This is a genomic window from Cryptosporangium sp. NPDC051539 (assembly GCF_044454545.1).
GTDB lineage: Bacteria > Actinomycetota > Actinomycetes > Mycobacteriales > Cryptosporangiaceae > Cryptosporangium.
Genome location: NZ_JBITDV010000012.1, coordinates 54,748 through 77,747, shown reverse-complemented (window position 1 = coordinate 77,747; position 23,000 = coordinate 54,748). Strand labels below are relative to the sequence as shown.

The 23,000-nt window shown below is 71.9% G+C and carries 21 protein-coding genes; 10 read left to right on the top strand and 11 right to left on the bottom strand.

From position 1 onward, the window contains the following. Nucleotides 1–76 precede the first annotated feature (76 nt). The gene (gene serC / locus ACIBZJ_RS32470; protein ID WP_395936456.1) at nucleotides 77–1,216 is read right to left on the bottom strand and encodes a phosphoserine transaminase; all 1,140 of its coding nucleotides are present in this window, start codon (nucleotides 1,214–1,216) and stop codon (nucleotides 77–79) included. Nucleotides 1,217–1,330: 114 nt separating this feature from the next. Further along, nucleotides 1,331–2,437, bottom strand: a complete 1,107-nt coding sequence (locus ACIBZJ_RS32465; protein WP_395936454.1) for a citrate synthase 2 — start codon at nucleotides 2,435–2,437, stop codon at nucleotides 1,331–1,333. A gap of 326 nt (nucleotides 2,438–2,763) precedes the next feature. Here ACIBZJ_RS32465 and pdxH point away from each other — a divergent pair, with 326 nt between their 5' ends. Beyond that, a complete protein-coding gene (pdxH, locus tag ACIBZJ_RS32460) occupies nucleotides 2,764–3,402 on the top strand; it encodes a pyridoxamine 5'-phosphate oxidase (RefSeq protein WP_395936975.1) in 639 nt (212 codons plus the stop codon). Then, the gene (locus ACIBZJ_RS32455) at nucleotides 3,399–4,667 is read left to right on the top strand and encodes an MFS transporter (RefSeq protein ID WP_395936452.1); all 1,269 of its coding nucleotides are present in this window, start codon (nucleotides 3,399–3,401) and stop codon (nucleotides 4,665–4,667) included. Before pdxH ends, ACIBZJ_RS32455 begins: the two co-directional genes overlap by 4 nt. Here ACIBZJ_RS32455 and ACIBZJ_RS32450 read toward each other — a convergent pair. The 3 genes from ACIBZJ_RS32450 to ACIBZJ_RS32440 all read right to left on the bottom strand — a co-directional run bounded on the left by ACIBZJ_RS32450 (nucleotide 4,648) and on the right by ACIBZJ_RS32440 (nucleotide 7,299). Further along, entirely contained in the window at nucleotides 4,648–5,625 is a 978-nt protein-coding gene (locus ACIBZJ_RS32450; protein WP_395936450.1) for a quinone oxidoreductase family protein, read from the bottom strand. The genes ACIBZJ_RS32455 and ACIBZJ_RS32450 overlap by 20 nt on opposite strands. Before the next feature lie 19 nt (nucleotides 5,626–5,644). After that, nucleotides 5,645–6,598: a quinone oxidoreductase family protein gene (locus ACIBZJ_RS32445; protein WP_395936448.1), complete on the bottom strand. Its 954-nt coding sequence runs from the start codon at nucleotides 6,596–6,598 to the stop codon at nucleotides 5,645–5,647. A gap of 71 nt (nucleotides 6,599–6,669) precedes the next feature. Continuing rightward, on the bottom strand, nucleotides 6,670–7,299 hold the full coding sequence (locus ACIBZJ_RS32440) for a UdgX family uracil-DNA binding protein (protein ID WP_395936446.1): 630 nt from the start codon (nucleotides 7,297–7,299) through the stop codon (nucleotides 6,670–6,672). A gap of 97 nt (nucleotides 7,300–7,396) precedes the next feature. Here ACIBZJ_RS32440 and ACIBZJ_RS32435 point away from each other — a divergent pair, with 97 nt between their 5' ends. Next, nucleotides 7,397–8,317, top strand: coding sequence for an aldose 1-epimerase family protein (locus ACIBZJ_RS32435; RefSeq protein ID WP_395936444.1), 921 nt, complete (start codon nucleotides 7,397–7,399; stop codon nucleotides 8,315–8,317). On the opposite strand, the gene ACIBZJ_RS32430 is transcribed toward ACIBZJ_RS32435, so the two are convergent. Then, nucleotides 8,304–9,668 carry a cryptochrome/photolyase family protein gene (locus ACIBZJ_RS32430; RefSeq protein WP_395936442.1) on the bottom strand — a complete coding sequence of 455 codons (1,365 nt, stop codon included), beginning with the start codon at nucleotides 9,666–9,668 and terminating at the stop codon, nucleotides 8,304–8,306. The genes ACIBZJ_RS32435 and ACIBZJ_RS32430 overlap by 14 nt on opposite strands. Nucleotides 9,669–9,855: 187 nt before the next feature. Between ACIBZJ_RS32430 and ACIBZJ_RS32425 the strand changes: the two genes are divergently transcribed. Then, nucleotides 9,856–10,194, top strand: a complete 339-nt coding sequence (locus ACIBZJ_RS32425) for a type II toxin-antitoxin system VapB family antitoxin (RefSeq protein WP_395936440.1) — start codon at nucleotides 9,856–9,858, stop codon at nucleotides 10,192–10,194. Here the strand turns inward: ACIBZJ_RS32425 and ACIBZJ_RS32420 are convergent. The 3 genes from ACIBZJ_RS32420 to ACIBZJ_RS32410 are packed head-to-tail and all read right to left on the bottom strand — an operon-like array spanning nucleotide 10,191 to nucleotide 15,366. After that, complete coding sequence (locus ACIBZJ_RS32420; RefSeq protein WP_395936438.1) at nucleotides 10,191–11,519, bottom strand: TolB family protein; 1,329 nt, start codon at nucleotides 11,517–11,519, stop codon at nucleotides 10,191–10,193. The two genes, ACIBZJ_RS32425 and ACIBZJ_RS32420, sit on opposite strands and share 4 nt — an antisense overlap. Then, the gene (locus ACIBZJ_RS32415; protein ID WP_395936436.1) at nucleotides 11,516–14,440 is read right to left on the bottom strand and encodes a sacsin N-terminal ATP-binding-like domain-containing protein; all 2,925 of its coding nucleotides are present in this window, start codon (nucleotides 14,438–14,440) and stop codon (nucleotides 11,516–11,518) included. Before ACIBZJ_RS32415 ends, ACIBZJ_RS32420 begins: the two co-directional genes overlap by 4 nt. Further along, a complete protein-coding gene (locus ACIBZJ_RS32410) occupies nucleotides 14,440–15,366 on the bottom strand; it encodes a DUF3027 domain-containing protein (protein WP_395936434.1) in 927 nt (308 codons plus the stop codon). The genes ACIBZJ_RS32415 and ACIBZJ_RS32410 overlap by 1 nt, the downstream gene beginning before the upstream one ends. Before the next feature lie 158 nt (nucleotides 15,367–15,524). Here ACIBZJ_RS32410 and ACIBZJ_RS32405 point away from each other — a divergent pair, with 158 nt between their 5' ends. From ACIBZJ_RS32405 to ACIBZJ_RS32385, 5 genes are read left to right on the top strand one after another with little or no spacing between them, the layout of a single operon-like run. Further along, entirely contained in the window at nucleotides 15,525–16,841 is a 1,317-nt protein-coding gene (locus tag ACIBZJ_RS32405) for an MFS transporter (RefSeq protein WP_395936432.1), read from the top strand. Between the two features lie 59 nt (nucleotides 16,842–16,900). Further along, entirely contained in the window at nucleotides 16,901–17,377 is a 477-nt protein-coding gene (locus tag ACIBZJ_RS32400; protein WP_395936430.1) for a hypothetical protein, read from the top strand. After that, nucleotides 17,374–18,009, top strand: a complete 636-nt coding sequence (mqnB, locus tag ACIBZJ_RS32395) for a futalosine hydrolase (protein WP_395936428.1) — start codon at nucleotides 17,374–17,376, stop codon at nucleotides 18,007–18,009. Before ACIBZJ_RS32400 ends, mqnB begins: the two co-directional genes overlap by 4 nt. Before the next feature lie 8 nt (nucleotides 18,010–18,017). Further along, nucleotides 18,018–18,848 (top strand): 1,4-dihydroxy-6-naphthoate synthase, encoded by an 831-nt coding sequence (locus tag ACIBZJ_RS32390; protein ID WP_395936973.1) that lies wholly within the window; start codon nucleotides 18,018–18,020, stop codon nucleotides 18,846–18,848. A gap of 47 nt (nucleotides 18,849–18,895) precedes the next feature. Beyond that, nucleotides 18,896–20,980, top strand: a complete 2,085-nt coding sequence (locus tag ACIBZJ_RS32385) for a DUF3488 domain-containing protein (RefSeq protein ID WP_395936426.1) — start codon at nucleotides 18,896–18,898, stop codon at nucleotides 20,978–20,980. A 236-nt stretch (nucleotides 20,981–21,216) separates the two neighbouring features. Here the strand turns inward: ACIBZJ_RS32385 and ACIBZJ_RS32380 are convergent, their stop codons facing one another. Beyond that, complete coding sequence (locus ACIBZJ_RS32380) at nucleotides 21,217–21,603, bottom strand: cold-shock protein (protein ID WP_395936424.1); 387 nt, start codon at nucleotides 21,601–21,603, stop codon at nucleotides 21,217–21,219. A 112-nt stretch (nucleotides 21,604–21,715) separates the two neighbouring features. On the opposite strand from ACIBZJ_RS32380, the gene ACIBZJ_RS32375 reads away from it, so the two are divergent. Continuing rightward, nucleotides 21,716–21,955, top strand: coding sequence for a hypothetical protein (locus ACIBZJ_RS32375; protein ID WP_395936422.1), 240 nt, complete (start codon nucleotides 21,716–21,718; stop codon nucleotides 21,953–21,955). Here the strand turns inward: ACIBZJ_RS32375 and ACIBZJ_RS32370 are convergent. Continuing rightward, a complete protein-coding gene (locus tag ACIBZJ_RS32370) occupies nucleotides 21,942–22,562 on the bottom strand; it encodes an HAD family hydrolase (protein ID WP_395936420.1) in 621 nt (206 codons plus the stop codon). The genes ACIBZJ_RS32375 and ACIBZJ_RS32370 overlap by 14 nt on opposite strands. Nucleotides 22,563–23,000 lie beyond the last annotated feature (438 nt).

Genomic DNA, 23,000 nt, shown 5'->3' with positions numbered 1-23,000 from the left:
CCGTTCTCCGGCAACCACCACAGTACGACCGAATCGACCTATTTGTCTGTCCCGACGCGCGACCAATGTGGCTAGATCAGCCCAGAGCAGTCACGGTGTAGTCGATGCAGGCGGTCAGAGCAGCGATGTCCGACGGGTCGATACCGGGGAACATCGCGATGCGGAGCTGGTTGCGGCCGAGCTTGCGGTACGGCTCGGTGTCGAGGATTCCGTTGGCCCGCAAGGCTTTCGCGACCGCGGTCGCGTCCACCGGCTCGGCGAAGTCGATCGTCCCGACGACGTTCGAGCGCTTCGCCGGATCCTTCACGTACGGCGTCGCGTAGGCCGACGCTTCGGCCCACTCGTAGAGCGTCCGGGCCGACTCGGCGGTGCGCGCCGTCGTCCACTCCAGCCCGCCCTGACCGTTGAACCAGTCGACCTGCTCGGCGGCGAGGAAGATCGTCGTCAGCGCCGGGGTGTTGTAGGTCTGGTCCTTACGCGAGTTGTCGATCGCGGTGACCAGGTCGAGGAACGCCGGGATGTACCGGCCGGACGCGCTGATCTCGTCGACCCGGGCCAGCGCGGCCGGCGACATGATCGCCAGCCAGAGCCCGCCCTCGCTGCCGAGCCCCTTCTGCGGCGCGAAGTAGTACACGTCGGTGTTCGTCACGTCCACCGCGAGACCGGCCGCGGCCGACGTCCCGTCGTGCAGCATCAGCGCGTCACCCGGCACCCGGGTCACCGGAATCGCGACGCCGGTCGACGTCTCGTTGTGCGGCGTCGCGTAGGCGTCGATGCCGTCCTCGGGCTCGAACTCCGGAGCGTCACCGGGCGCGGACTCGATGATCGTCGGGTCACCGAGGAACGGCGCGATCTTCGCGGCCTTGGCGAACTTGGAGCCGAACTCGCCGAACGAGAGGAACTGCGCCCGGTCGCGGATCAGCCCGAACACCGCGGCCTCCCAGAACGCGGTGGTTCCGCCGACCCCGAGCACGACCTCGTACCCGTCCGGGAGCCGGAACAGCTCGGCCAGACCGGCCTTCAGGCGTCCCACCTCCCGGCGCACGGTCGCCTGCCGGTGCGAGGTGCCGAGGTAGTCACGCCCGGTAGCGACGAGCGCCTCGACAGCCTCCGGGCGCACCTTGGACGGACCGGACCCGAACCGTCCGTCGGTAGGCAGCAACTCGGCAGGAATGGTGACGGTCACGGTGCTCCTTCGGATCTGTCTCGGCTGCATGCGTGCCGCGACGATCCTCCCACTCCTTCATCGGCGTGAAGAAACGCTTTGCCGCCGTTCCTCGACGCGAAGGGCGGGCCACCCCGAGGTGGCCCGCCCTTGGGGCAGGAAGAACTATCCGGCCTGCTTGATGGTGTCCCAACCCTCGACCTCTTCGGGCTTGCGCGGGCCCGGGCCGGTGTAGAGCGCCGACGGGCGCACCAGCTTGTTGAGGTTCTTCTGCTCGACCACGTGCGCCGACCAGCCGGCCGTCCGCGCGCAGGTGAACATCGAGGTGAACATGTGCGCCGGGACCTCGGCGAAGTCCAGCACGACCGCCGACCAGAACTCGACGTTGGTCGCCAGCACCCGGTCGGGACGGCGCGCGTGCAGTTCGGCCAGCGCGGCCTTCTCCAGGGCCTCGGCCACCTCGAAGCGAACGCTGCCGAGGTCCTTGGCGGTCTTGCGGAGCACCGCGGCCCGCGGGTCTTCCGCCCGGTAGACCCGGTGGCCGAAGCCCATCAGCCGCTCGCCCTTGTCGAGCGCGTTCTTCACCCACGACTCCGCGTCGCCGGACTTCTCGACCTCGTCGAGCATCTTGAGGACGCGGGACGGCGCACCGCCGTGCAGCGGCCCGGACATCGAACCGACGGCGGACGAGATGCAGGCGGCGCAGTCCGCGCCGGTGCCCGCGGCCACCCGCGCGGTGAACGTCGACGCGTTCAGGCCGTGCTCGGCGGCCGAGATGAAGTACGCGTCGACGGCCTGCACGTGCTTCGGGTCGGGCTCACCGCGCCAGCGGATCATGAACCGCTCGACGATCGTGTTCGCCTTGTCGATCTCACGCTGCGGGACGGCGGGCAGGCCGATGCCGCGGGCCGACTGGGCGACGAACGAGAGCGCGGTGACCGAGATCCGCGCGAGGTCTTCCCGGGCCTGCTCCGGCCCGATGTCGATCAGCTGCTTGAGGCCCCAGTACGGCGCCAGCATCGCGATCGCGGCCTGGACGTCGACCCGGATGTCGCCGGAATGAACCGGCACCGGGAACGGCTCGGCGGGCGGCAGGCCGGGGCCGAACTTGCCGTCTACCAGCAGCGCCCAAACGTTTCCGAACGACACATGTCCAACGAGGTCCTCGATGTTGACGCCGCGATACCGCAGCGCTCCCCCGTCCCGGTCCGGCTCCGCAATCTCGGTGTGGAAGGCTACGACGCCTTCGAGCCCCGGTTTGAAGTCCGACATGCTGGCTCAGCTCCCAGTGGTCTTCGGTGGCGGTACGCCCCGGCCGGCTCGACCGGCGGCAGGCGGTAGCCGACCACCAGTCGGGAACGTTTCTGCCATCTTCCTACCGTTCCCGGGTGGTCCGCGAGGGAAGACCGCTCCAAGCCCATTGTGATCGTGTCGCACCCCACATCCTTGGACGACACGACGGGGACATATCACCGTCATGAAGCCGTAAGACCCGGCATATGGTTGCGTCGGGCATGCAACTAGGCCCTGGAGATGGAGGAACGGTGGACCGACCTGAGCCTCACGACGCCGCGAGCGAGGCCGCAGCCTCGATCGTGATGTCGCAGGTGGGCGGCATGCGCGTCAGCTACGGACGCGGCTCGCTGACCGAGGAGACGCTCGCCGGAACCTGGTTCGCACAGTTCGGTCTCTGGTTCGCCGAGGCGGCCGAGGCGCCGGAGATCGTCGAGCCGAACGCGATGATCGTGGCCACCGCCGCCGCGAACGGGACGCCCAGCGCGCGCACCGTCCTCCTCAAGGAGGCCTCGGAACGTGGGCTGGAGTTCTACACCCACTACACCTCGCGGAAGGGCCGGGACCTCACCGAGAACCCGCGGGCGACGCTCCTGTTCCCCTGGCACCCGATCCAGCGTCAGGTGAACATCGCCGGCACCGTTCACCGGGTGGACCCGGCCGAGTCCGACGCCTACTGGCGGACCCGTCCACGCGGGTCGCAGCTCGGCTCGGCCGCCAGCCCGCAGTCCCGGGTGGTGCCCGGCCGGTCCGCGCTCCAGGACGCCGAAGCGGCGCTCGCCGCGCAGTACCCCGGTGAGGTCCCGCGGCCGGAGACCTGGGGCGGATTCCGCGTCGTGCCCCACACCGTCGAGTTCTGGCAGGGCCGCCCGGACCGCCTGCACGACCGCCTGCGGTACCGCCGCGACGGCGAGACCTGGATCATCGAACGGCTGGGCCCGTGAGCGCACCACCGGAAGCATCACCGCGGTCGCGCTGGCGCCGGGTACTCGTCGACACCCGGCCGCTGAAGCTCGGCCCCTACCGGCGGCTGTTCACCGGCCAGAGCGTCTCGTTCATCGGGTACCAGGTGACCGCGGTCGCGGTTCCCGTACAGATGTACGCGATCACGCGCTCGTCGTTCTGGGTCGGGATGCTCGGGCTCGCCGCGCTGGTCCCGCTGATCCTGTTCGGGTTGTGGGGCGGCGCGGTCGCGGACGCGATCGACCGTCGCACGCTGCTACTGATCTCGTCGCTCGTGCTCTGGTTCTCGACCGGTGCGCTGGTCGTGCAGGCACTGCTGAACCTCGACAACGCGTGGCTGCTGCTCGTGCTCACGGCCGTGCAGTCAGCCGGGTTCGCGGTCAGCGGCCCGACCCGCAGCGCGATCATCCCGAGGCTGGTGCCGCGCGAACTGGTGCCGGCCGCGAACACGCTGAACTACACCGCGAGCACGTTCGGCACGGTCGTCGGGCCGCTGCTGGCCGGTCTCATCCTGGCCAAGTGGTCGTACGGTGTCGCCTACGCGGTGGACGCGGTGCTGTTCACGATGGCGCTCTACGCCGCGTTCCGGCTCCCGCACCTGCGGCCGACCGGAGAGCGGGTCAGCCCGGGGTTCCGGGCCGTCGGGCAGGGGCTGGCGTTCATCGCACTCAAGCCGGTGCTGCTGATGTCGTTCGCGGTCGACATCGTCGCGATGGTGTTCGCGATGCCGCGGGCACTGTTCCCCCAGGTCGCGGACGAGTGGTACGGCGGCGGGGAAGCGGTCGGCTGGCTGTTCGCGGCGATCGCGATCGGGTCGCTGATCGCCGGATTGTCGTCCGGGTGGATCGGCCGGGTGCGGCGCCAAGGCGTCGCGCTGATCTTCGCGGTGATGGGCTGGGGCGTGGCGGTGGCCGCCGCCGGGCTGGCGCGGCAGCTCTGGCTGGCGGTCGCGCTGCTCGCGGTCGCGGGCGCCGCCGACCTGGTGTCGGCCGTCTACCGGCAGACGATTCTGCAGGTCTACGCCCCGGACGAGATGCGCGGCCGGATGCAGGGCGTGTTCATGGTGGTGGTGGCCGGTGGGCCGCGCCTGGGCGACCTGCGAGCAGGCGCCACCGAGTCCTGGCTGGGTCCGACCGTGTCCTGGGTCGGCGGCGGCCTGGTCTGCGTCGTGCTGGTCGTCGTGCTCGCGGCCGCGGTGCCGAAGCTCTGGCGCTACGACGGGTCGGTCAAGGAAGCAACACCGTAGAGCCGGTGGTCCCCCGCGACTCCAGGGCCCGGTGAGCGTCGGCGGCTGAGGCCAGCGGGAAGCGCTGACCGATGTTCGGGTCGATCACGCCCGACCCGACCAGCCCGAACAGCTCCGCGGCCGCCGAGAGCAGCTCGTCGCGCTCGGCGACGTAGTGCCCGAGGGTCGGCCGGGTCACGAACAGCGACCCCTTCGCGGCCAGGATGCCCAGGCTGACGCCGGTCACCGGCCCGGACGAGTTGCCGAACGAGACCATCAGCCCGCGCGGCCGGAGACAGTCGAGCGACGTCTCGAACGTCTGGGCGCCGACCGAGTCGTAGACGACCGGCACGCCGGCGCCGCCGGTCAGCTCCCGAACCCGTTCCGCCACGTCGACGGACCGGTAGAGGATCGTCTCCCGGTAGCCGTTCTCGACCGCGAGCTCGGCCTTGTCGTCGCTGCCGACGGTGCCGATCGCACGGACGCCGAGGTGCCGTAGCCACTGGCCGGCGATCAGCCCGACGCCACCGGCCGCCGCGTGGAACAGCACGGTCTCGCCGGCCTGCACCGGGTACGTCCGGCGCAGCAGGTACCAGACGGTGAGCCCCTTGAGCAGCACCGCGGCGGCGGCCTCGTCGGTCACGTCGTCCGGAACCGGCACCAGGCAGTCGGCCGGGACGTTCTGCCCGGTCGCGTACGCGCCCAGCGGCCCGGTCGCGTACGCCACCCGGTCGCCGGGCGCCAGGCCGGTGACGCCCTCGCCCAGCTCGGTGACGACACCCGCGGCCTCGGCGCCGAGCGTCGCCGGAAGCTCGACGGCATACAAGCCGGTGCGCTCGTAGGTGTCGCGGAAGTTCAGGCCGATCGCGGTGATCCGGATCCGCACTTCGCCGCGGCCCGGTGGCGGCAGCTCCACTTCTTCGTACCGCATGACCTCCGGGCCACCGGTCTCGTAGATGCGGATCGCCTGCTCGGCCATTGTCACTCCCCGGGTCGGCTCACGGTACGAGCACCGTAGCCCCGACGGTGGCTCGTGATTCCAGCGCTTCCCGGGCCTTCCCGGCGTCGGCCAGATCGAACCGCTGACGCAGGTTGGGACGGATCACGCCGGTGGTCACGAGATCGAACAGCTCGGTGGCCGCGGCGCGCAGCGTCGTGGCGTCCGGAAGGTAGTCGGCCAACCGCGGACGGGTGACGTACAACGAACCGGACGAAGCCAGCAGGCCCAGCTCGAGGGCGGTCACCGGACCGGAGATGCTGCCGAACGAGGCCAGCAGCCCGCGCGGCCTCAGCGCGTTGAGCGACATGGTGAACGTGGCCGCACCGACCGGGTCGTAGACGACCGGGACACCGGCGCCCTCGGTCAGGTCGTGCGCCCGGGCGGCCAGGTCGTCGGTGCGGTAGAGCACGACCTCGTCGTAGCCGTTGTCGACCGCGAGCCGGACCTTGTCGGCGGACCCGACCGTGCCGATCGCGCGGACGCCGAGGTGGCTCAGCCACTGACCGGCGAGCAGCCCGAGACCACCGGCCGCGACGTGGAAAACCACGGTCTCGCCTGCCCGCACCGGATAGACCTGGCGGAGCAGCGCCCAGGCCAGCAGACCCTTGCCCAGGACGGCGGCGGCGGTCTCGTCGGAGACCGCGTCGGGCAGCCGCACCAGCGCGTCGGCCGGGACGTTGCGGACGCTCGCGTAGGCCCCGGACGGCAGCGTCGCGTAGGCGACCCGCTCGCCGACCACGAAGCCGGCCCGGCGCCCGACCGCCTCGACGACACCGGCCGCCGAGCTGCCCGGCACCACCGATAGCCCGCCGGATAAGTGGGGCGGAACATCGCCGAAGCTGAGCCCGACCGCGTTCTGCCGGATCCGGACCTCGCCCGGACCGGGAGCGGATACTTCGATCGGTTCGGGTGCCAAGCCGTCCGGCCCGCGCACGATCGCGTAATCCGTCACTGGTGCCTCCCGGAGGTCGATCAGCCAGCGTAAACCGGATTCCGGGGCATTCCCTACCAATGAGCTGGAGATTACACGGAGACCGCCTGGACCACGACCGCGAGGTCCCGGACGAGGTCGGCGTAGCCCTGCTCGCGAGCGTCGTCGGGCATCCGCAGGATCGCGGACGGGTGGATCGTGAGGAGTGCCCTCGTCTCCGGCCGGGCGCCGGGCCCGGCGTACCGCATCAGCTCGCCGCGATCCTTCGTGACGCGGTATTTCGATCCGAGCAGCGCCTTCACGGCGGTCGCGCCGAGGCAGACGACGATCTCCGGCCGCACCGCGGCGATCTCGGCCCCCACCCACGGATTGCAGGCCTGGATGTGTTCCGGCAGCGGCGTCTGGTGGATGCGGCGCTTGCCGCGGAGCTCGAACCGGAAGTGCTTCACCGCGTTCGTGACATACACCGCACCGGGCGGAAACCCGGCTTCGGCGACCGCGCGCTGCAGCAATTTGCCGGCCGGCCCGACGAACGGAATGCCTTTCTGGTCCTCGACGTCACCCGGTTGCTCGCCCACGAGCAGCACTTTCGCCTGTGGGTTGCCGCTTCCGAAGACGGTCTGGGTGGCCGGCCCGTGTAGCTCGCACGCGGTGCAGCCGGAAGCTGCCGCCTTGAGTGCGGTGAGGTCGGCTTGGGCGGGGATGAGAGTGCTGGCGTCCATCGACCGATATCGTGCCCCGGATGGAGTGCACCATGCATCCCCGGTATGTGGGGCATCCCCGGTATTCGGGCGATCTTCCCGACGATGTGGAGGCGCGATGACGGCGCGGTGGAACACCCCGTCAGGACATCAGTGGACGATCGAGGCGGGTACCCAGCGTGTGACGCTGGTCGAGATCGGTGGTGGTATCCGCGAGTACACGGTGAACGGACGGGACGTCCTGGCCGGATACCCGGCCGACGCGATGGCGTCGAAGGGCGTGGGGCAGATCCTGGCTCCCTGGCCCAACCGGATCAGAGACGGCAAGTACACGTTCGACGGTCACGAACACAAGCTCGGCTGGGACGAGACCGACAAGCGCACCGCGATCCACGGGCTGGTGCGGTGGGAGCTGTGGGACCGCATGGACCACACGCCCACCGGCGTGACGCTGGCCCGGACGGTCCAGCCGCGACCGGGCTACCCGTTCGCGCTCGTGCTGCGGGTGCACTACTCGCTCGGCAAGGACGGTCTGAAGGTCGAGCACCAGGCGACCAACGTCGGCCCGAACGCGGCGCCGTTCGGTCTCGGCATCCACCCGTTCCTGACGCTGGGCGGCGAGTCGCTCGACGCGGCCTCGCTGACGCTCCCGGCGGGCAAGCGGGTTCTCACCGATGACCGCCTGCTGCCGACCGGGGTCGTCGAGGACGTCACCGGCACCGAGTGGGACTACCGCGAGGGCCGGACGATCGGCTCGGCGTCGCTCGACACCCCGTTCGTCGTCACCGAGCGGGGTTCGGACGGGCTGGCGGTCAGCGCACTCGTCGACGCCGAGGGCCGGGGCGGCCAGCTGTGGCAGGACTCGTCGTTCGGCTGGGTGCAGGCCTACAACGGGGTCGGCCCGAGCGGGGCGGCGAACCACGCGGTGGCGGTCGAGCCGATGACCTGCCCGCCCGACGCGTTCAACTCCGGTGAAGGTCTGATCACGCTCGCTCCGGGCGAGAAGTGGTCGGGCGTGTGGGGCGTCAGGCCCCTCTGACGGCCTCGAAGCGGCGGAGCGTCTCTTTGCGCTCCGCCGCGTGGTCGACGATCGGCTCGGGGTAGCCGTCCGGCTGTTCCTGCAGCGTCCAGGGCTCGTGCAGGGCCGCCCCGGTCACGTCGGCCAGCTCCGGCACCCAGCGGCGGACGTACCCGCCCTCGGGGTCGAACTTCTTGCCCTGCGTCACCGGGTTGAACACCCGGATGTAGGGGGCCGCGTCGGTGCCGGTACCGGCCACCCACTGCCAGCCGTGGTTGTTGCTCGCGTAATCCCCGTCGACCAGGTGGTCGAGGAAGTGCTGGGCCCCCCGCTGCCACGGCAGGTGCAGATCCTTCACCAGGAACGACGCGGTGATCATCCGGACCCGGTTGTGCATCCAGCCGATCGAGCGCAGTTGCCGCATGCCCGCGTCGACGATCGGGTAGCCGGTCCGTCCGGCCGCCCAGGCCTCGAACCGCTCGTCGGCCGCTTTCCCGGAGTCGGTGTGGATGCTGCCGACGCGATGGTCGAGCGATTCCCAGATGCTCTCCGGCCGGTGGAACACGACATCGGCGTAGAACTCCCGCCAGCAGATCTCGTTGCGGAATGTGTCCGCCCCTTCGCCCCGGTGTTTCGCCAGCTCGGCGAGGATCGTGCGCGGGTGCAGCTCGCCGTACTTGAGGTGGACGGAGAGCCGCGAGGTGCCGTCGTGGTCGGGCCGGTTGCGCTGGGTCGCGTAGTCACGCAGCCCGTCGTCCAGGAACGCCGTCAACCGGGCCAGGGCGGCGTCTTCACCGGCGTCCGGGAGCTCGACGCCGGGCAGGTCCGGAACGTCCGGCAGATCGTCCGACCCGGCCGGCCCGAGCCAGTTCACGTTCGACGGCGACGCCACCGGTGCTCGCCAGCCGTGCTCACGCCAGGCCCGGGAGAACGGCGTGAAGACCCGGTAGGGCGTGCCGTCGGGCTTCCGGATGCGTCCCGGCGCCACCGCGTACGGCGAGCCGGTGCGGTGCAGAGTGACTCCGTGGGTGGCCAGCGCCTTCTCGACCCGCTGGTCACGGGCCGCGCCGTACGGCCCGTAGTCGGCGGCGACGTGCACTTCGTCGGCGCCGCGCTCAACCGCGAGTCGCGGGATCTCGTCCTCCGGCTTCCCGTGACGGATCAGCAGGTTGCCGCCGAGCGCCCGGTCGAGCGCGGCCAGCGACCGGACCAGATGGCTGGTCCGGGTGCCCCCCGAGACCCGGAACGGCACCGGATCCAGCACGAACACCGCTTGGACCCCGTCGCCGCCCGCCGCGTTCACGGCCGCGAGCAACGCCGGGTTGTCGGTGAGCCGTAGATCACGGCGGAACCAGAAGACGGAGTTCGGCATGCGCCCGATCCTCACCCGAGTGACCTGATTGCGCGAGTCGACGACCGCACGATCAGTAACAGAAGCGTCACGTCTCGTAGAAATGACCGGAAGGTGGAGGTCCAGGCCGCCTGGTCGGCACCCCGTGGCGTGCGGCGCTCGCTAGTCTGAACCAACGGTGGCCGGGGACGAAAGGAGCGTAAGGACCGTGATATTCAAGGCGGTCCGGGACGGGAAGCCGTACCCCGACCACGGTCTGTCGCTGCGCGAGTGGGCTCGGATCCCGCCTCGGCAGGTCCGGCTCGACCAGCTCGTGACGACCAAGCGGGAGCTCGCCCTGGATCGGTTGCTGGCCGAGGATTCGACGTTCTACGGCGACCTGTTCCCGCACGTGGTCGAGTTCGACGGCGCCCTGTACCTGGAGGACGGCCTGCACCGCGCCCTCCGGGCCGCGCTCCAGCAGCGCACGACCATGCACGTCCGGGTCCTGATCCACGAAGAACTGGGCGACGTCGCCGAGGCCGGCGCGTCCTCGGTGTCGGTCTAACGGGTCAGCCGGCGGATCCGGAAGACACCCCAGGCGACGATCAGCAGCACGACGATCGCCCCCAGGTTGACCCAGAACGGGGCCGGCCAGGGCATCGGGCGGGACGAGTCTCCACCGAACCGGTCCTCGACGATCAGCTGCCCGGCCACGTCCACGTGCCGGGACCCGGGCGGCAGCGTGAGCAGCGTCCGCCGCTTGCCCGACGGGCTGAGGCCGAGCAGCTCGGCCTCGTGCACCGCGCGGTAGTCGGTCTCGTCGGCCTCGTCGCCGTCGACGGTGAACTCGCCCGTGCCGTCGATCCCGGCGTCACCCGACGCCCGGTAACGGACGACGACCAGCTCACCGTCGTCGGTCTGGCCGAGCACCCGCACGGCCGAGCCGGTCAGCCGGTCGAACGACCCGGTGCTGGGGGCGCCGGTCTCGGCGTCGAGCTCGTCGATCTGCCAGGTCCGGTCGTCCAGGTCGTCGGACGTGCAGCGCTTGCTGCAGCCGGACATCGTGGCGACCGCGATCCGGTTCCCGTCCGAGCTCCAGGCGCCGACACCGGCGATCCGCCGATCGGGGCCGACCCGGGCCAGCAGCCGGCTGCTCCGGGCCTGGACGTCGATGACGTGGATCGAGTCGCCGATCTGCACCGCGACCCGGCGCCCGTCGGGAGAGAACGCGGCCAGCTGGGCCCGGTGCACGGGCGCGGTGCCGAGGTCGGCGAGCCGGGCCACTTCACCGGTCGCCAGGTCCATCAGGTCGAGCTCACCGCCGTTCCAGGGCCCGTGCTCCGGCGGGGACGCCACCTGGACCAGGATCTTCCGGCCGTTCGGCGAGAACGCGACCGGACGCGCGGTGCCGGTGGCCGGCACGGTCATCCGGCTCGTCTTCCCGGACTCCAGGTCGGTGAACCAGATCGCCGGGTCGCTGTTGCCGGTGCTCGCCGGAGCCGTACTGCCGGACGCCCTCGGCACCGGCCGCGGAAATCCGTCCGCGATCAGCGTGCCGTCCGGCGAGAGCAGTACGTCCTCGCCGGCTTCGACGTCGGTCCGGTAGCGCTGGGTGCGGTAGACGCCGGTGCCGCCGACCACCGCGACCTTGGCCCGGTAGGTGACCCCGCGCATTCCCCAGCCATCGCCGCTCACCAGCACCGTGGCCGGGCCCGGCGGCGAGTTCTCGACCGTCTGCTGCCAGCCGAACGGCTGGAACACCTTGGCCGGGGCTTTCCGGTCGCGTTGGTCGGCGACCGACCTGCTGCTTCCGTAGCCGGCGATCGCCACCAGCAGCAGGGCCACGCAGACCGTGATCGCCAGCGTGACCAGGCCGCGTAAGAACCTCACAACTCGGAGACCAGCGGAACGTCGAGCAGCTCGGCGACCGAGACCGGGTCGTCACCGCCGAGGATGGGCGCGCGGCCGTCCAGCGCGTCCAGGCGCCAGGGCTGGTCGAGGATCGCGACCTGGTCGGTCTCCGCGACCGCGTCCGGCGCCACCCGGACGTGGGCCGGCGCGGTGACCGTGGCCCCGGCCAGCGCCTCGGCGATCCGCGCGTAGACCAGCGGGACGATCCACGGCACCGCGGTGCGGTCGGCGTCGGCCAGGCGGTGCAGGAGGTCGGACGGGTCGGCGGCGATCGCGTCGAGCAGGCCGGTGCGGCAGCCCAGCAGCGGCAGGAGCGCCGCGTCGACGTCGGTGGGGGCCACGTCGTAGAGGCCGTCGAGGTCAGCGGCGTCCGGGGTGCGCAGTTCGCCGGGGGCCCGGCCGTCCAGAACCGGCTCCCGGGCGAGCCACCAGCGGGTGTACGCCGGTACCTCGATGCGGCGGCCGTCCGGTGTCAGCGCGTAAGCGACCGCGTTCAGCGCCTCGCGGGGCGGACCGGAGGCGAGCAGCTCGATCGCGACCGGCCACTGGTCTTCGTCGACGAGGTCGAGGTCGCGGACGGCGAGGAAGCGTTCGATCCGGGTGCCGGGTGGCGCACCGATGGTGCCGGTCGGATCGATCGCCTCGATCACCGCGTCGGCCCACTCCTCGAGGCCGTCGAGGTCGAGGTCCGCGTCTTCCGGACCGAGGTCGACGAGAGCTACGACGTCGATGTCGTCGGCCTCGATGACGGTGAACGTGGTGAGGCAGCCGACGGCGGCGAGCACGTCGGGGCCGTGAGTGGCCAGGACGTCGTTCGCGAAGTCCTCGTCGACGACGCCGAACGGGGCGTCGCCGGTGCCCATGCCGGCGAAGACGCGGGTCAGCGGGGAGCCAGGGACGACGAGTTCGCCGGCCGGGTACCAGTCGTCGTCGGCGGGGAGCGCGAGCTCGGCCAGCCAGGGTTCTTCCCCCGGACGGAGGCCGGCTGCCGCGACGAGCGCAAGGATCGCCTCGGCGAGCGGCTCGGGCTCGTCGGCCTCGATCGATTCCGCCACCGCGGCGCGGACGCGATCGTCGGCGAGGATCGTGACGACGGTGGCCGGGCGGGCGCCGAGGCGGATCAGCAGCTCGCTGCCGGCCGCGTCCGGGTGGACGACCCGGAGCCCGAGCGGTGCGAGCGTGCCGGCAGCGATCGCGGCCAGATCGGGACCCGGCAGGAGCGCACCGCGGACGCCGGTGACCGTGCGGCCGTCGGTGAGTGGCACCGGGAGCGCGGCGAGCGCGTCCAGATCGCGTCCAGCGGGCTCGAGGGCGTGGTACAGGTCGCCCCACCAGAGCGCCGGCCGTTCGAGGCCGGCCACCGCCTCGACGACGTCCGCGACCGAGAGCCGCCGGACGCCCAGCGCGTCGAGCGCCGGCGCGGCCGCCCGGCCGGCCCAATCGGCGGGCAGCAACCCGGGCACGACCCCGGCGAGCGCCGCGGCCAGCAGATCGGCGGTGGAGGCGAGCTCGGTGCTCAGCGCGATCGCGCCCCGCGGCGCGATGCGGTCCCAGACGGCCGCGCTCGCTCCGGAGCCGTCCGCGTTCACCGGCCCGGGCGCGGCGCCGAATGCCTCTTCGAGGCTCGTGGCCAGTAACGCGGTGTCTTCGTCGGACCAGGGCAGGCCGCCTCGGCTCGCGGCGTCGGGGACGGGTTCCAGCGGAAGGAACTCGGCTTCGCGGAGACCGGAGAGGACCAGCGAGCAGATCGCGGCGTCCAGCGGAGCCCGGCCCAGGCCGGGGCGGGGAACGAGCGCGAGCGTCTCGACCGCGGGCGGGGCGGCGGTGATCAGCGCGACCACGGCCTCGGCAGCCCGGGCCGCGAGCCAGTCGGTCAGCGCACCGGGGGCGACCCGGCGGCGGGAGACCTCCAGCGGGAAGGTCGCGGCCAGGTACACGGGCAGCGAGAGCGGCTCGTCGGTCGGCGAGGGAGCGTGCACCACGGTGTCACCGGTCAGCGGCTGGGGGACGCCGATCTCCGGTGACGCGGCCGCGACGGGCACCGCGGCCAGCGTGGAGTAGCGGGCCAGCGCGGCCCGCTCCTCGAGCGGTCGCTCGGCCAGCAGCTCCGCCGGCACCTCACCCGCGGACGACACCACGAGCCAGGTCGTCACGTGCCCGTCGGACGCCAGCGACACCGTGGAGCCCGACGCACCGGCTCGCTCGATCACGCGCTCGACACCGTCGACCGCGATCTCCAGCCGGGTCAGGCCCGGGAACGCGAACAACAGCGTCGGCTCGACGTCCGCGAGCATCTCCCGCACCCGGTCGATCGCTCCCGGCCGGACCGGGAGCCGTACCTCGGTGTCGTACCCGGCCGGCGGCGGCGAATCGACCGGCCAGGCCAGCCGCAGCACCGGCACCGCGCCGTCGCGCCGCACCAGCTCCGCCGCGGCCGCGCCACCGAGCGCCGACACCTCGGCCCGGGTCTGCTCGGCCGAGAACCGGATCCCGCCGCCGTGCGAGTGCACCGAGGGCTCGTCACTCACCGCGAGCACGGCCGCGAACCCGACGCCGAATCGGCCTACGGTGCCGGCCTGCCTGTCGTCCGCATCGGTCTTGGCCGAGGCGCGCAGCGAGGTGAGCCCGTCGACCCCGGCCGCGTCCAACGGCGCGCCGGTGTTGGCGACCGACAGGACGCCGTCCGCGTACGAGAAGCGCATCGAACCGGGCGTACCGGCGCGCGCGGCCGCGTCGGACGCGTTCTGCGCCAGCTCCACCACGAGCCGGTCGGCATACCCGCCGAGACCACCGCGGACGAGCTCTTCCTCGGCATTGGCGTCCTCCCGGAACCGGGTCGCGACACCGGCCCAGGAGGCGAGAACGGCGGCTCGCCGGTCTGCCGTTCCGAACCGGTCCACTACCCGTGACCGAGCGGCTCGGCGTCGGTGTCTTCGACCGAGCCGGGGGTGTGCGCGGTCCGGATGACCTCCAGGTCGTCGTCCAGCGCCATCGGCGCGGGCGGCACCGGCGGCGCGGCCTCGACCAGCGCCTCGGAGTGCGCACCACAACCGTGGTCGGCCGAGACGACCCGGCCGTCGTCGGGCGCGAACAGGTTGCCGCACGCCCCGAACAAGCCTCCGAGTGAACCGGCGAGCTGCAGGTAGAAGCCACAGGTGCCGCAACGGGCGGGTGCGGCCTTGGCGAGATCGCTCTCCGGGCCCGAGCCGCCGGTGTGCCAGCGGTCGGCGGTCTCCTCTCGACCGAGCCGGCTCATGACCCGCGGGCGGCCGAAGCCGATCTCGTACTCGACCTCGGCGACCTCGGGGTCGTCGGAGAGCACGTAGCCGGGCACCAGGCGGTCGTCGTCGGGTGCGGTCGGCAGCAGATCGCCGACGCCGAGGTCACCCGGTCGCAGCCGCTCGCTCCACGGCACCCACTCGGGCGCCAGCAGCGCGTCGGAGCCGGGCAGCAGCGCGACCTCGCTCACCGTCACGTGCTTCGAGCGCGGCGCGCGGGCCACGGTGACCGACCAGTACCAGCCGGCGTATCCCGGCTGGAGGGCGGCGAAGCGATGGGTGACCAGCCGTTCCCCGTCGGCGCTGAGCGCGACGGGGTCGCCGACCATCTCGTGGCCGACCTCTCGGGCCGCTTCCAGCGCGAGATCGGTGGCCTGCGCGCAGACCGTGTCCAACTTGACAGCGCGGGAGGCCCGGCGCGCAGGCCGGGGCGCGTCCGTGGCCTCAGGGTTCCCGGTCACCACAGACTCCAGTGGGGGTACGGCGCCATCCTCGGTCGACTCGGTTGCCGCGGGACGGTTCACCGTGCGGGTCGTCACAGTGCTCATTCTTCCTCACGTGCCCCGAGAGCTGGGAACCACGGTGCCCTATCGGCGTGTAGTGCGGTTTTGGACTCGTCTTACTACTTAAAAGAATCCCCCGGACGGCTGAACCCTCCCCTGGGAGGTGACTGTCAGGGCCACGCGTGGGTAACCATGGATGCGTGGTGACGGACAACGAGGTGCGAAGCGGGTCGCGAGGACCGTTCTCGACCGCGTGGTCCCGGGTGAAGCGGGCCCGCAGCGCGGACGGCGCCGACGAGACCGGCCTGCACAAGATGTTCGATCTGCACGGGCTCTCGTGCGCCGGTGACGCGCTGGTGGCCGTCGGACTGGCCGGGACGATCTTCTTCGACGTGCCGGTCGGTGAGGCCCGCACGCGGGTGGCACTCTATTTGCTGATCACGATGGCGCCGTTCGCGTTGCTGGCGCCGCTCGTCGGGCCGGTGCTCGACCGGTTCCGGCACGGCCGTCGCTGGGCGCTGGCCACGACGATGCTGGCCCGCGGCTTCCTCGCCTACGCGATCGCCGACCAGCTCGACACCTGGGTGCTCTACCCGGCGGCGTTCGGCGTCCTGGTGATGTCGAAGTCGTACGGGGTGACGCGGTCGGCGGCGGTGCCGAGGCTGCTGCCGCCCCGGATCACGCTGGTCGAGGCGAACGCCCGCGGCTCGCTGGCCGGGACGATCTTCGGCGCGGCCGCTGGCGGTATCGGGGCCGGGCTGGCCGCGATCGGGCCGGGCTGGCCGCTGCGCCTGGCCACGCTGCTGTTCTTCGTCGGGATGGTGCTTTCGCTGCGGCTGCCCTCCGGCGTCGACTCCGACAAGCCCGAGGTGCCGCCGCGGGTGTTCGCGCTGCTCGCCCACCGCGAGGCGCTGCGGCTGTGGAACCTGCCGGTCTGGGCCGCGATCACCTCGGGCGGGACGCTCCGCGCGCTGTACGGCTTCATCGCGCTGTTCGTGGCGTTCCGGGCCCGGGAAGACAACCTGCTGCTGTCGCCGGTCGCCGCACTGGGCGCGGTGGCGGTGGCGCTGGCCGCCGGTGCGTTCGTCGCGACGCTGATCGGCACCCGGCTGAAGCTCCGGCGTCCGCTGTTGCTGGGTGCGGTCGCGGTGAGCGGCGTCGCGCTGGGCGCACTGGCGGCCGCGCTGTTCTACTCGCTGCCCGCGGTGCTGGTCCTGGCGTTCGGTACCGCGCTGGCCAGTGGCCTGGCGAAGCTCTCGGTGGACGCGGTGATCCAGGAGCGGCTGCCGGACGAGTCGCGAGCCAGCGCGTTCGCGCATTCGGAGACGATGATGCAGCTCGCCTGGGTGAGCGGCGGGGCCGCCGGGCTGATCCCGGTGGCCGGGCCGTGGGGCCTGTTCGTCGTCGGCGTGGTGGTGGGTCTGGTGGCGCTGCGGGTCGGCTCGTGGGCGTGGGCGGCGCACCGGGCCGAGGTCACGCCGTCGGCCGCGCCGAACGAATGGACCTCGACCGCGGTGTGACGCGTCCGACACCGGCGCCCTGGCGCGGCCCGGCCGGGCGCGCTGGTTATGGTCGCTGCATGCGTCTGACTAAACGTGGCGTCGCTCTGGGAGTGGCGGCGGCGGCTCTGGGGCTGGTCACCGCGTGCGACAAGCCGGCGCCCTACGCCACCGTGGTCAGCGACGGCGACACCGCCGGCGGCGAGGCGACCGCCTGGTGCTTCGAGAACGGCACGTTCAACGCCTCCACCCCGGGCTCGGACTGCAAGGCCGGCCCGGCCAACGCCGGCACGATCACCGTGAAGCCCGGCGGCACCGTCGAGGTCGACGTCCCGCCCGACGTCGGCGAAGACGGCTGGACGGCTGCGCTGGCCAGTTCCGACGGCAACCTCGCTCCGGTGTCGTTCGTCCGCAAGGGCACCTCGTACATCCGGTTCGCGGTCCCGAACGACGCGACCGGCAGCACGACGTACGTACTCGAACTGCTCGCACTGCACCCGGGGCAGAACGCGGAGAAGGCCCGCGGCCTCTGGCGGTTCGTGCTCGACGTGGCATGAACCTGCTGGTGGTCACGGCCGTCCGGGCCGAACTCGACGCGCTGGGCCTCAGCGGCGGGGCCGTTACCGGACTGGTCGGTGGCGTCGGCCCGGTGGCGGCCGCGGTGAGCACCGCGATGGCCCTGGGCGACGGGAAGTACGACCTCGTCCTCTCGACCGGCCTGGCCGGCGGTTTCCCCGGGCGGGCCCCGATCGGCTCGATCGTCGTGGCCGACACCGTCCGGTGGGCCGACCTCGGAGCCGACACCGAGGAGGGCTTCCTCGACCTGGCCGGCCTCGGTCTCGCCGGTGGCGACGTGCTGGCCTCCCCGGCCGGCCGCCTGGTCACCGACGCGCTGAGCGACGCCCGGATCCCTGCGCTCACCGGCGAGATCCTCACGCTCTCGACGATGACCGGCACCGACCGCCGCGGCGCCGAGCTGGCATCGGTGCACCCGTCGGCGGTGGCCGAGGCCATGGAGGGCTACGGCGTCGCCTGGGCGGCCGCCAGGGCAGGCGTCCCGTGGGCCGAACTCCGCGCGGTCAGCAATCTCGTCGGACGCCGTGACCGCAGCGCCTGGAACATCCCGCTGGCGTTCGAAGCGCTCCGCGGCGCGGTGACCGCGCTCGCGAGGGCTACGGTTGAAACGTGACTGACCCGATGCGGGTGGCGTTTTCGCCGTGCCCGAACGACACGTTCGTTTTCCATGCGCTGGTGCACGGGCTGGTCCCCGGGGCCCCGCCGGTGAGCGTGGATTTCGCCGACGTCGACGTCACCAACGGCGCCGCCGAGCGCGGCGAGTTCGACCTGGTCAAGGTCTCGTACGCGGCGCTCCCCTGGCTGATGGACCAGTACACGCTGCTGCCCTGCGGCGGTGCGCTCGGCCGCGGTTGCGGCCCGCTGGTGCTCACGAACGACCGGTCGAGCGGCCCGGAGTCGGTACGGGGCAAGACCGTCGCCGTACCGGGTGACCGCACGACCGCGTACCTGCTGTTCCGCCTCTGGGCGGCCGACGACGCCCCGGCCGAGATCGTCGTCCGGCCGTTCCACGAGATCATGCCCGCGGTCGCCGCCGGTGAGGTCGACGCCGGTCTGGTCATCCACGAGGCCCGCTTCACCTACCAGCGTTACGGCCTGCACTCGGCGGCCGACCTCGGCGAGTGGTGGGAGAGCACCACCGGCCTCCCGATCCCGCTCGGCGCGATCCTGGCCCGCAAGGACCTCCCGGTCTCCCCGGCCGAGCTGGCGAAGCACGTCCGGGCCTCGGTCGAGTACGCCTGGGCGAACCCGGAGGCGAGCCGTGAGTACGTCCTCGCCCACGCCCAGGAGATGGACGACGACGTCGTCGACCAGCACATCGGGCTCTACGTGAACGAGTTCACCCGTGACCTGGGCACCGACGGCTACGCGGCGGTCGACGCACTACTGGGACGCGCGGCGGCGGCCGGTTTGGTTCCCCCGGTGGCCATCCCCCGTCTCAGTTCCGTTTGACGCACTGGTATTACCTGCCCACAACGATCCCCGATCGCGGAGAAGCAGTGGAGACGACGATCCCGGCGCTCGATCGCACGACTGAGCCAGAGGCGCCGCCGTCGCTTCCGAGACGGCACCGGTTCGGTGTTCCGCTCGCGGTCGGGTGCGCCGCCGCGGCCGCATGGGCGCTGCCGGGCGTCACGCACCGGTTCTCGGCGGACGCCGTGCTGCCGGTGCTGTGGCTGCTGGGCATCGCGTCCCTGCTGCGGGGCGGACGGACGATACTCGACCGGCTGGCGCTCGCGCTGCTGATGCTGCTGGGCGGTCTCAGCGTCGCCGGGCTGGTGTTCTCGATCTGGCCGTGGGGCCTCGACCCGGTGCCGGTCGCGCGGGCGGGTTTCCTGACGCTCATCGCCGCCGCGCTGCTGAGCCGCCGGTGGCCGCAGCTACCGCGGAAAGCCACCTGGAGCGACGCACTGCTCCTGGCCGGCGGGGTCGGGCCGGCGTTGTACCTCTGGTCGTCGTTCTGGGGCAAGCCCGCGACCGAGCGGCTGGGGATGCTGGTCGGCGCCGAGGACCTGGCCCGCCACTTCTCGATCTTCGACACGATCCGCTCGGTCGGCGGATACCTGCCGTTCCACCGGGACGAGATCAGCCGCCGGGTCATCGGCGGCGTCGTCGACTACCCGCAGGCGTCGCATCTGTTCAGCGCGCTGATGGACAACTTCGTCCGGTCGTCGACCGCGCCCGGCGACGGGTGGGTGGCGTTCGAGCACTACCTGGCGTGGAACCTGGTCGGGTACGGGATCCTCGCGTTCGCGCTGGTCTGGGGCGTGCGCTGGGTGGCGGGCCCGGCGCTGCGCGGATGGCGGCTGGTCGCGGCGGTCGCGGTGATCGCGGGCTGCACCGGCGGCGGCTACTTCGTCTCGCTGTTCGGGAGCGGCTACCCGAGCGAGGCGATGGGGCTGGCGCTGCTGGCGATGGTGTTCGCGCTGGCCGCCCGGCCGGTGCAGCGCCCGGTCGAGCAACTGCTTCTGCTCGCGGCCGGGGTGGTCGGCGTCAGCTTCACCTACTACTTCTTCGCGCCGGTCGCCTGCGCGGCCGTGCTGGTCTGGGCCTGGGTCTACCGGCGTTCGGCGACGCGTGCGCCGCTGCGGCCGTTCCGGAGGGGCGGGCTCGCGATCGCGGTCGTGGCGGCGCCGCTGGTGCTGGCCTGGCCGGTGATCTCGCTGCGGTCGGGCGTCTCGCCCACCCGTGCGCTGCTGCCGGACGTCGGGATCCCGGAGATCGACCGGCGGCTGCTCGTCGCGCTCTGCGTGCTCGTGCTGCTGGGCACCGTGCTCAGGCGGGCCGGGCGGCGCAACCCGATCTGGCGGTCGGTGGCGGTCCAGCTCGTGCTGAGCCTGTTGCTGGTGGCGGCGATCGGGCTGTACCAGTGGGACAAGACCGGTGGGGTCTCGTACTACTTCGAGAAGGCGCTGCACGGTGTGCTGGTCAGCGGCTTCCTCGGGCTCGGTGCGGTCGCGCTGCTGTTGCCGAAGGATCCGTTCACCTGGGGTGCCGGACGTACCGGTGTCGCGGCCCGGCTCCGGCGGGCGGTGGCGTTCGCGGTCCCGGCCGGGGTGGCAGCGCTCACCGTGGCCTGGGCGTACGGCCTGCTGGTGCCCAACGGGTCGCTCGAGACCCGGACGTCCGAGCGCGGCGGCGTGACCGAGCCGGCCGCCGGGAGCAGCCGGGGCCGGTTGTTCCACGCCGACCGCCTCTGGCGCCCGAACGACGGCAAGGCGACCGTGAACGCGTACCGGGCCTTCCCCGACGGCGACGACGGCCGGATCACGCTCATCGTGACCGGCTACCGGCTCTACACCCCGTCGCTCTACCTGGCGTCGCTACGACGTCAGGGCGGCGAGGCGGCGCGCCCGGTCGGTGGCATGAACGGCGCCCGCGGCATCAAGACGCTCGAGCTGGTCGCCGAGGTGAGCCCGAAGCCGGTCCGCTTCGTGATCTCCGCCTCCCGCGACGACCTGGAGCGCGGCCTGGTGGACCTGCAGAAGCGGCGCCCCGAGCTGATCATCCAGATCGCCCGCCTCCCGGCCGAGGACATCCCCAACCCGCAAAAACTCCCGCCCCCCTGGCGAAAAGCGCGCTGAGCTGACGAGTGACCACGGTCGGCGGTGGTTGTTGATGCCCCAATCCCCTCAAGCCCCAATCCCCCTCAAGCCCCAAACCACGCCCGCACACCGCCCAGAACCCCATGACGCGCGGCCCTGACCCGGAGCCCGCTGAGGGCGGGGCTGACAGTCGAGCGGGCCGACGCCGCGACCCTGGGCCCGCCGTCTCAAGGAGGCCCGCTCGCCTGTCAGCGTCGTCCTCAGCGGGCCGCCCTCTAAACCTCGAGTTCGCGGGCTACGGCATGGACCAGCTCGGCGATCTTCCGGGACGCCTTGCGGTCGGGATAACGGCCGTTGCGAAGGTCGGGCTGCACCCGCGCCTCGAGGATCTTGATCATGTCCTCGACCATGCCGTGTAACTCGTCCGCCGGACGGCGCGTCTGCGCCACCAGCGACGGGAGCGGGTCGACGACTCGCACGGACAGCGCCTGATCGCCCTTGCGGCCGGCGGCCACACCGAACTCGACCCGGGTGCCGGGCTTGAGCTCGGTCACGCCGTCGGGCAGCGCGCCCTTGTGAACGAACACGTCGCCGCCCTCGTCCCGGGCCAGGAAGCCAAAGCCGCGCTCCGGGTCGAACCACTTCACCTTGCCGCTCGGCACGTCCTGACCCCGTTTTCCCAATCGCCGCGTCAATCGGGGCGAGCGGTCCCCGCTGCCCCTGATCAAGGCTAGCGACCCGGAAGCCCGGCAACCAACGGACTAGGCTCATCACGTGACGAGCACCAAGGCCGGGAGCTGGCTACTGCGGGCCGGGGCAGCCTGCTTCCTGGTGGGCCTGGTGTTCGTGGGCATCGTGTTCCTGCCGTTCTTCGCCGGTTCGTCGGCCCAGCCCACGGTGGCGGCCGTGGGCACGATGCTCGGACCGGTCGGCTTCGTGCTCGTCCTGCTCGGTCTCGGCCGCCGCGCCGGCGCCGCGAATCGCGCCGTGCGCGAAGCCCTCAAAGCCGACTGAGCCAGCCCGAGAACCACTCGTCGAAGCCCCGTAGGTCCTCCAGCACCACGTCGGCACCGGCACTGCGCAGAGCGTCCGCCGAGAACGGACCGGTAGCGACCGCGACCGCAACCGTGCCCGCAGCCCGGGCGGCTGCGATGTCGGCGGTGTGGTCACCGATGTAGACCACTGCGCCGCGCTCGGCGAGCGCGGGTCCCTTGGCCGCCGCGTACACGTCGCCGACCAGGTCGTCGACGGCGAGCCCCAGGTGTTCGACGTGCAGCAGCGCGCTCGACGGGTACTTGCTCGTGACGACGACCGTGCTGCCGCCGTGGCGGTGCACCGCGTCCAGCGCTTCGACCGCACCGGGCAACGCCGGGGAGGGCCCGATCGCCAGCGACGGGTACAGCTCCCGGTAGCGATCGATCATCGCCGGCACCCGTTCGTCCGGGAACCAGTTCGCGAGCTCGACGCTCAGCGGCGGCCCGAGGCGGGACGTGACCAGCGCGGTGTCGATCCATACCCCGGTCTCGGCGGCGAGCGCGTCGTAGGCGGCGCCGATTCCGGGGCGACTGTCGATCAGGGTCATGTCCAGGTCGAATCCGACCACCGGTGCAGCGAGGGGCATGCTCCCACGCTAATTCGCCGAGGTATCGAGCCCGGTATCAGGAGTGGAGGAGGCGCGGCAGGGAGGCGGTCAGCTTCGCCCGCCTGCCGCGCCTCCTGAGCGACGCCGCGCGCCCTACTGGGTCTGCTCCGTTGCAAACCCTGCGGCACCGCCATCCCGAATAGCGACGACCCCATATGTCAGCCACTACCCGGGGAGACGAAGTTTGTGCAGGTCAGCGGCGCAAAACGCCGGGACCCTACCCCACAAAAGGAGCATTTGCCGGAAAATGTAACATAGCCCCCACGATGTGTGACAAGAGGTCCACACAAGCCCTCGGGGGCAACACCACCCCTCGGCGTCGGCCTCGCCAACCGATACCCACAGGTATCGCGAGCATCCGACCGGTAATCACATCTGGACGTGAACGTGCGCGAGAGTTCATCTGCAACTCCCGGC

What these genes read in the sequence shown, in the direction of transcription:
- ACIBZJ_RS32410 (WP_395936434.1), bottom strand. Translation starts at nt 15,366, where the DNA reads ATGAGCACTGTGACGACCCGCACGGTGAACCGTCCCGCGGCAACCGAG.
- ACIBZJ_RS32390 (WP_395936973.1), top strand. Translation starts at nt 18,018, where the DNA reads ATGCGGGTGGCGTTTTCGCCGTGCCCGAACGACACGTTCGTTTTCCAT.
- ACIBZJ_RS32430 (WP_395936442.1), bottom strand. Translation starts at nt 9,668, where the DNA reads ATGCCGAACTCCGTCTTCTGGTTCCGCCGTGATCTACGGCTCACCGAC.
- ACIBZJ_RS32440 (WP_395936446.1), bottom strand. Translation starts at nt 7,299, where the DNA reads ATGGACGCCAGCACTCTCATCCCCGCCCAAGCCGACCTCACCGCACTC.
- serC (WP_395936456.1), bottom strand. Translation starts at nt 1,216, where the DNA reads ATGCAGCCGAGACAGATCCGAAGGAGCACCGTGACCGTCACCATTCCT.
- ACIBZJ_RS32465 (WP_395936454.1), bottom strand. Translation starts at nt 2,437, where the DNA reads ATGTCGGACTTCAAACCGGGGCTCGAAGGCGTCGTAGCCTTCCACACC.
- ACIBZJ_RS32370 (WP_395936420.1), bottom strand. Translation starts at nt 22,562, where the DNA reads ATGCCCCTCGCTGCACCGGTGGTCGGATTCGACCTGGACATGACCCTG.
- pdxH (WP_395936975.1), top strand. Translation starts at nt 2,764, where the DNA reads ATGTCGCAGGTGGGCGGCATGCGCGTCAGCTACGGACGCGGCTCGCTG.
- ACIBZJ_RS32450 (WP_395936450.1), bottom strand. Translation starts at nt 5,625, where the DNA reads ATGGCCGAGCAGGCGATCCGCATCTACGAGACCGGTGGCCCGGAGGTC.
- ACIBZJ_RS32400 (WP_395936430.1), top strand. Translation starts at nt 16,901, where the DNA reads ATGCGTCTGACTAAACGTGGCGTCGCTCTGGGAGTGGCGGCGGCGGCT.
- mqnB (WP_395936428.1), top strand. Translation starts at nt 17,374, where the DNA reads ATGAACCTGCTGGTGGTCACGGCCGTCCGGGCCGAACTCGACGCGCTG.
- ACIBZJ_RS32435 (WP_395936444.1), top strand. Translation starts at nt 7,397, where the DNA reads ATGACGGCGCGGTGGAACACCCCGTCAGGACATCAGTGGACGATCGAG.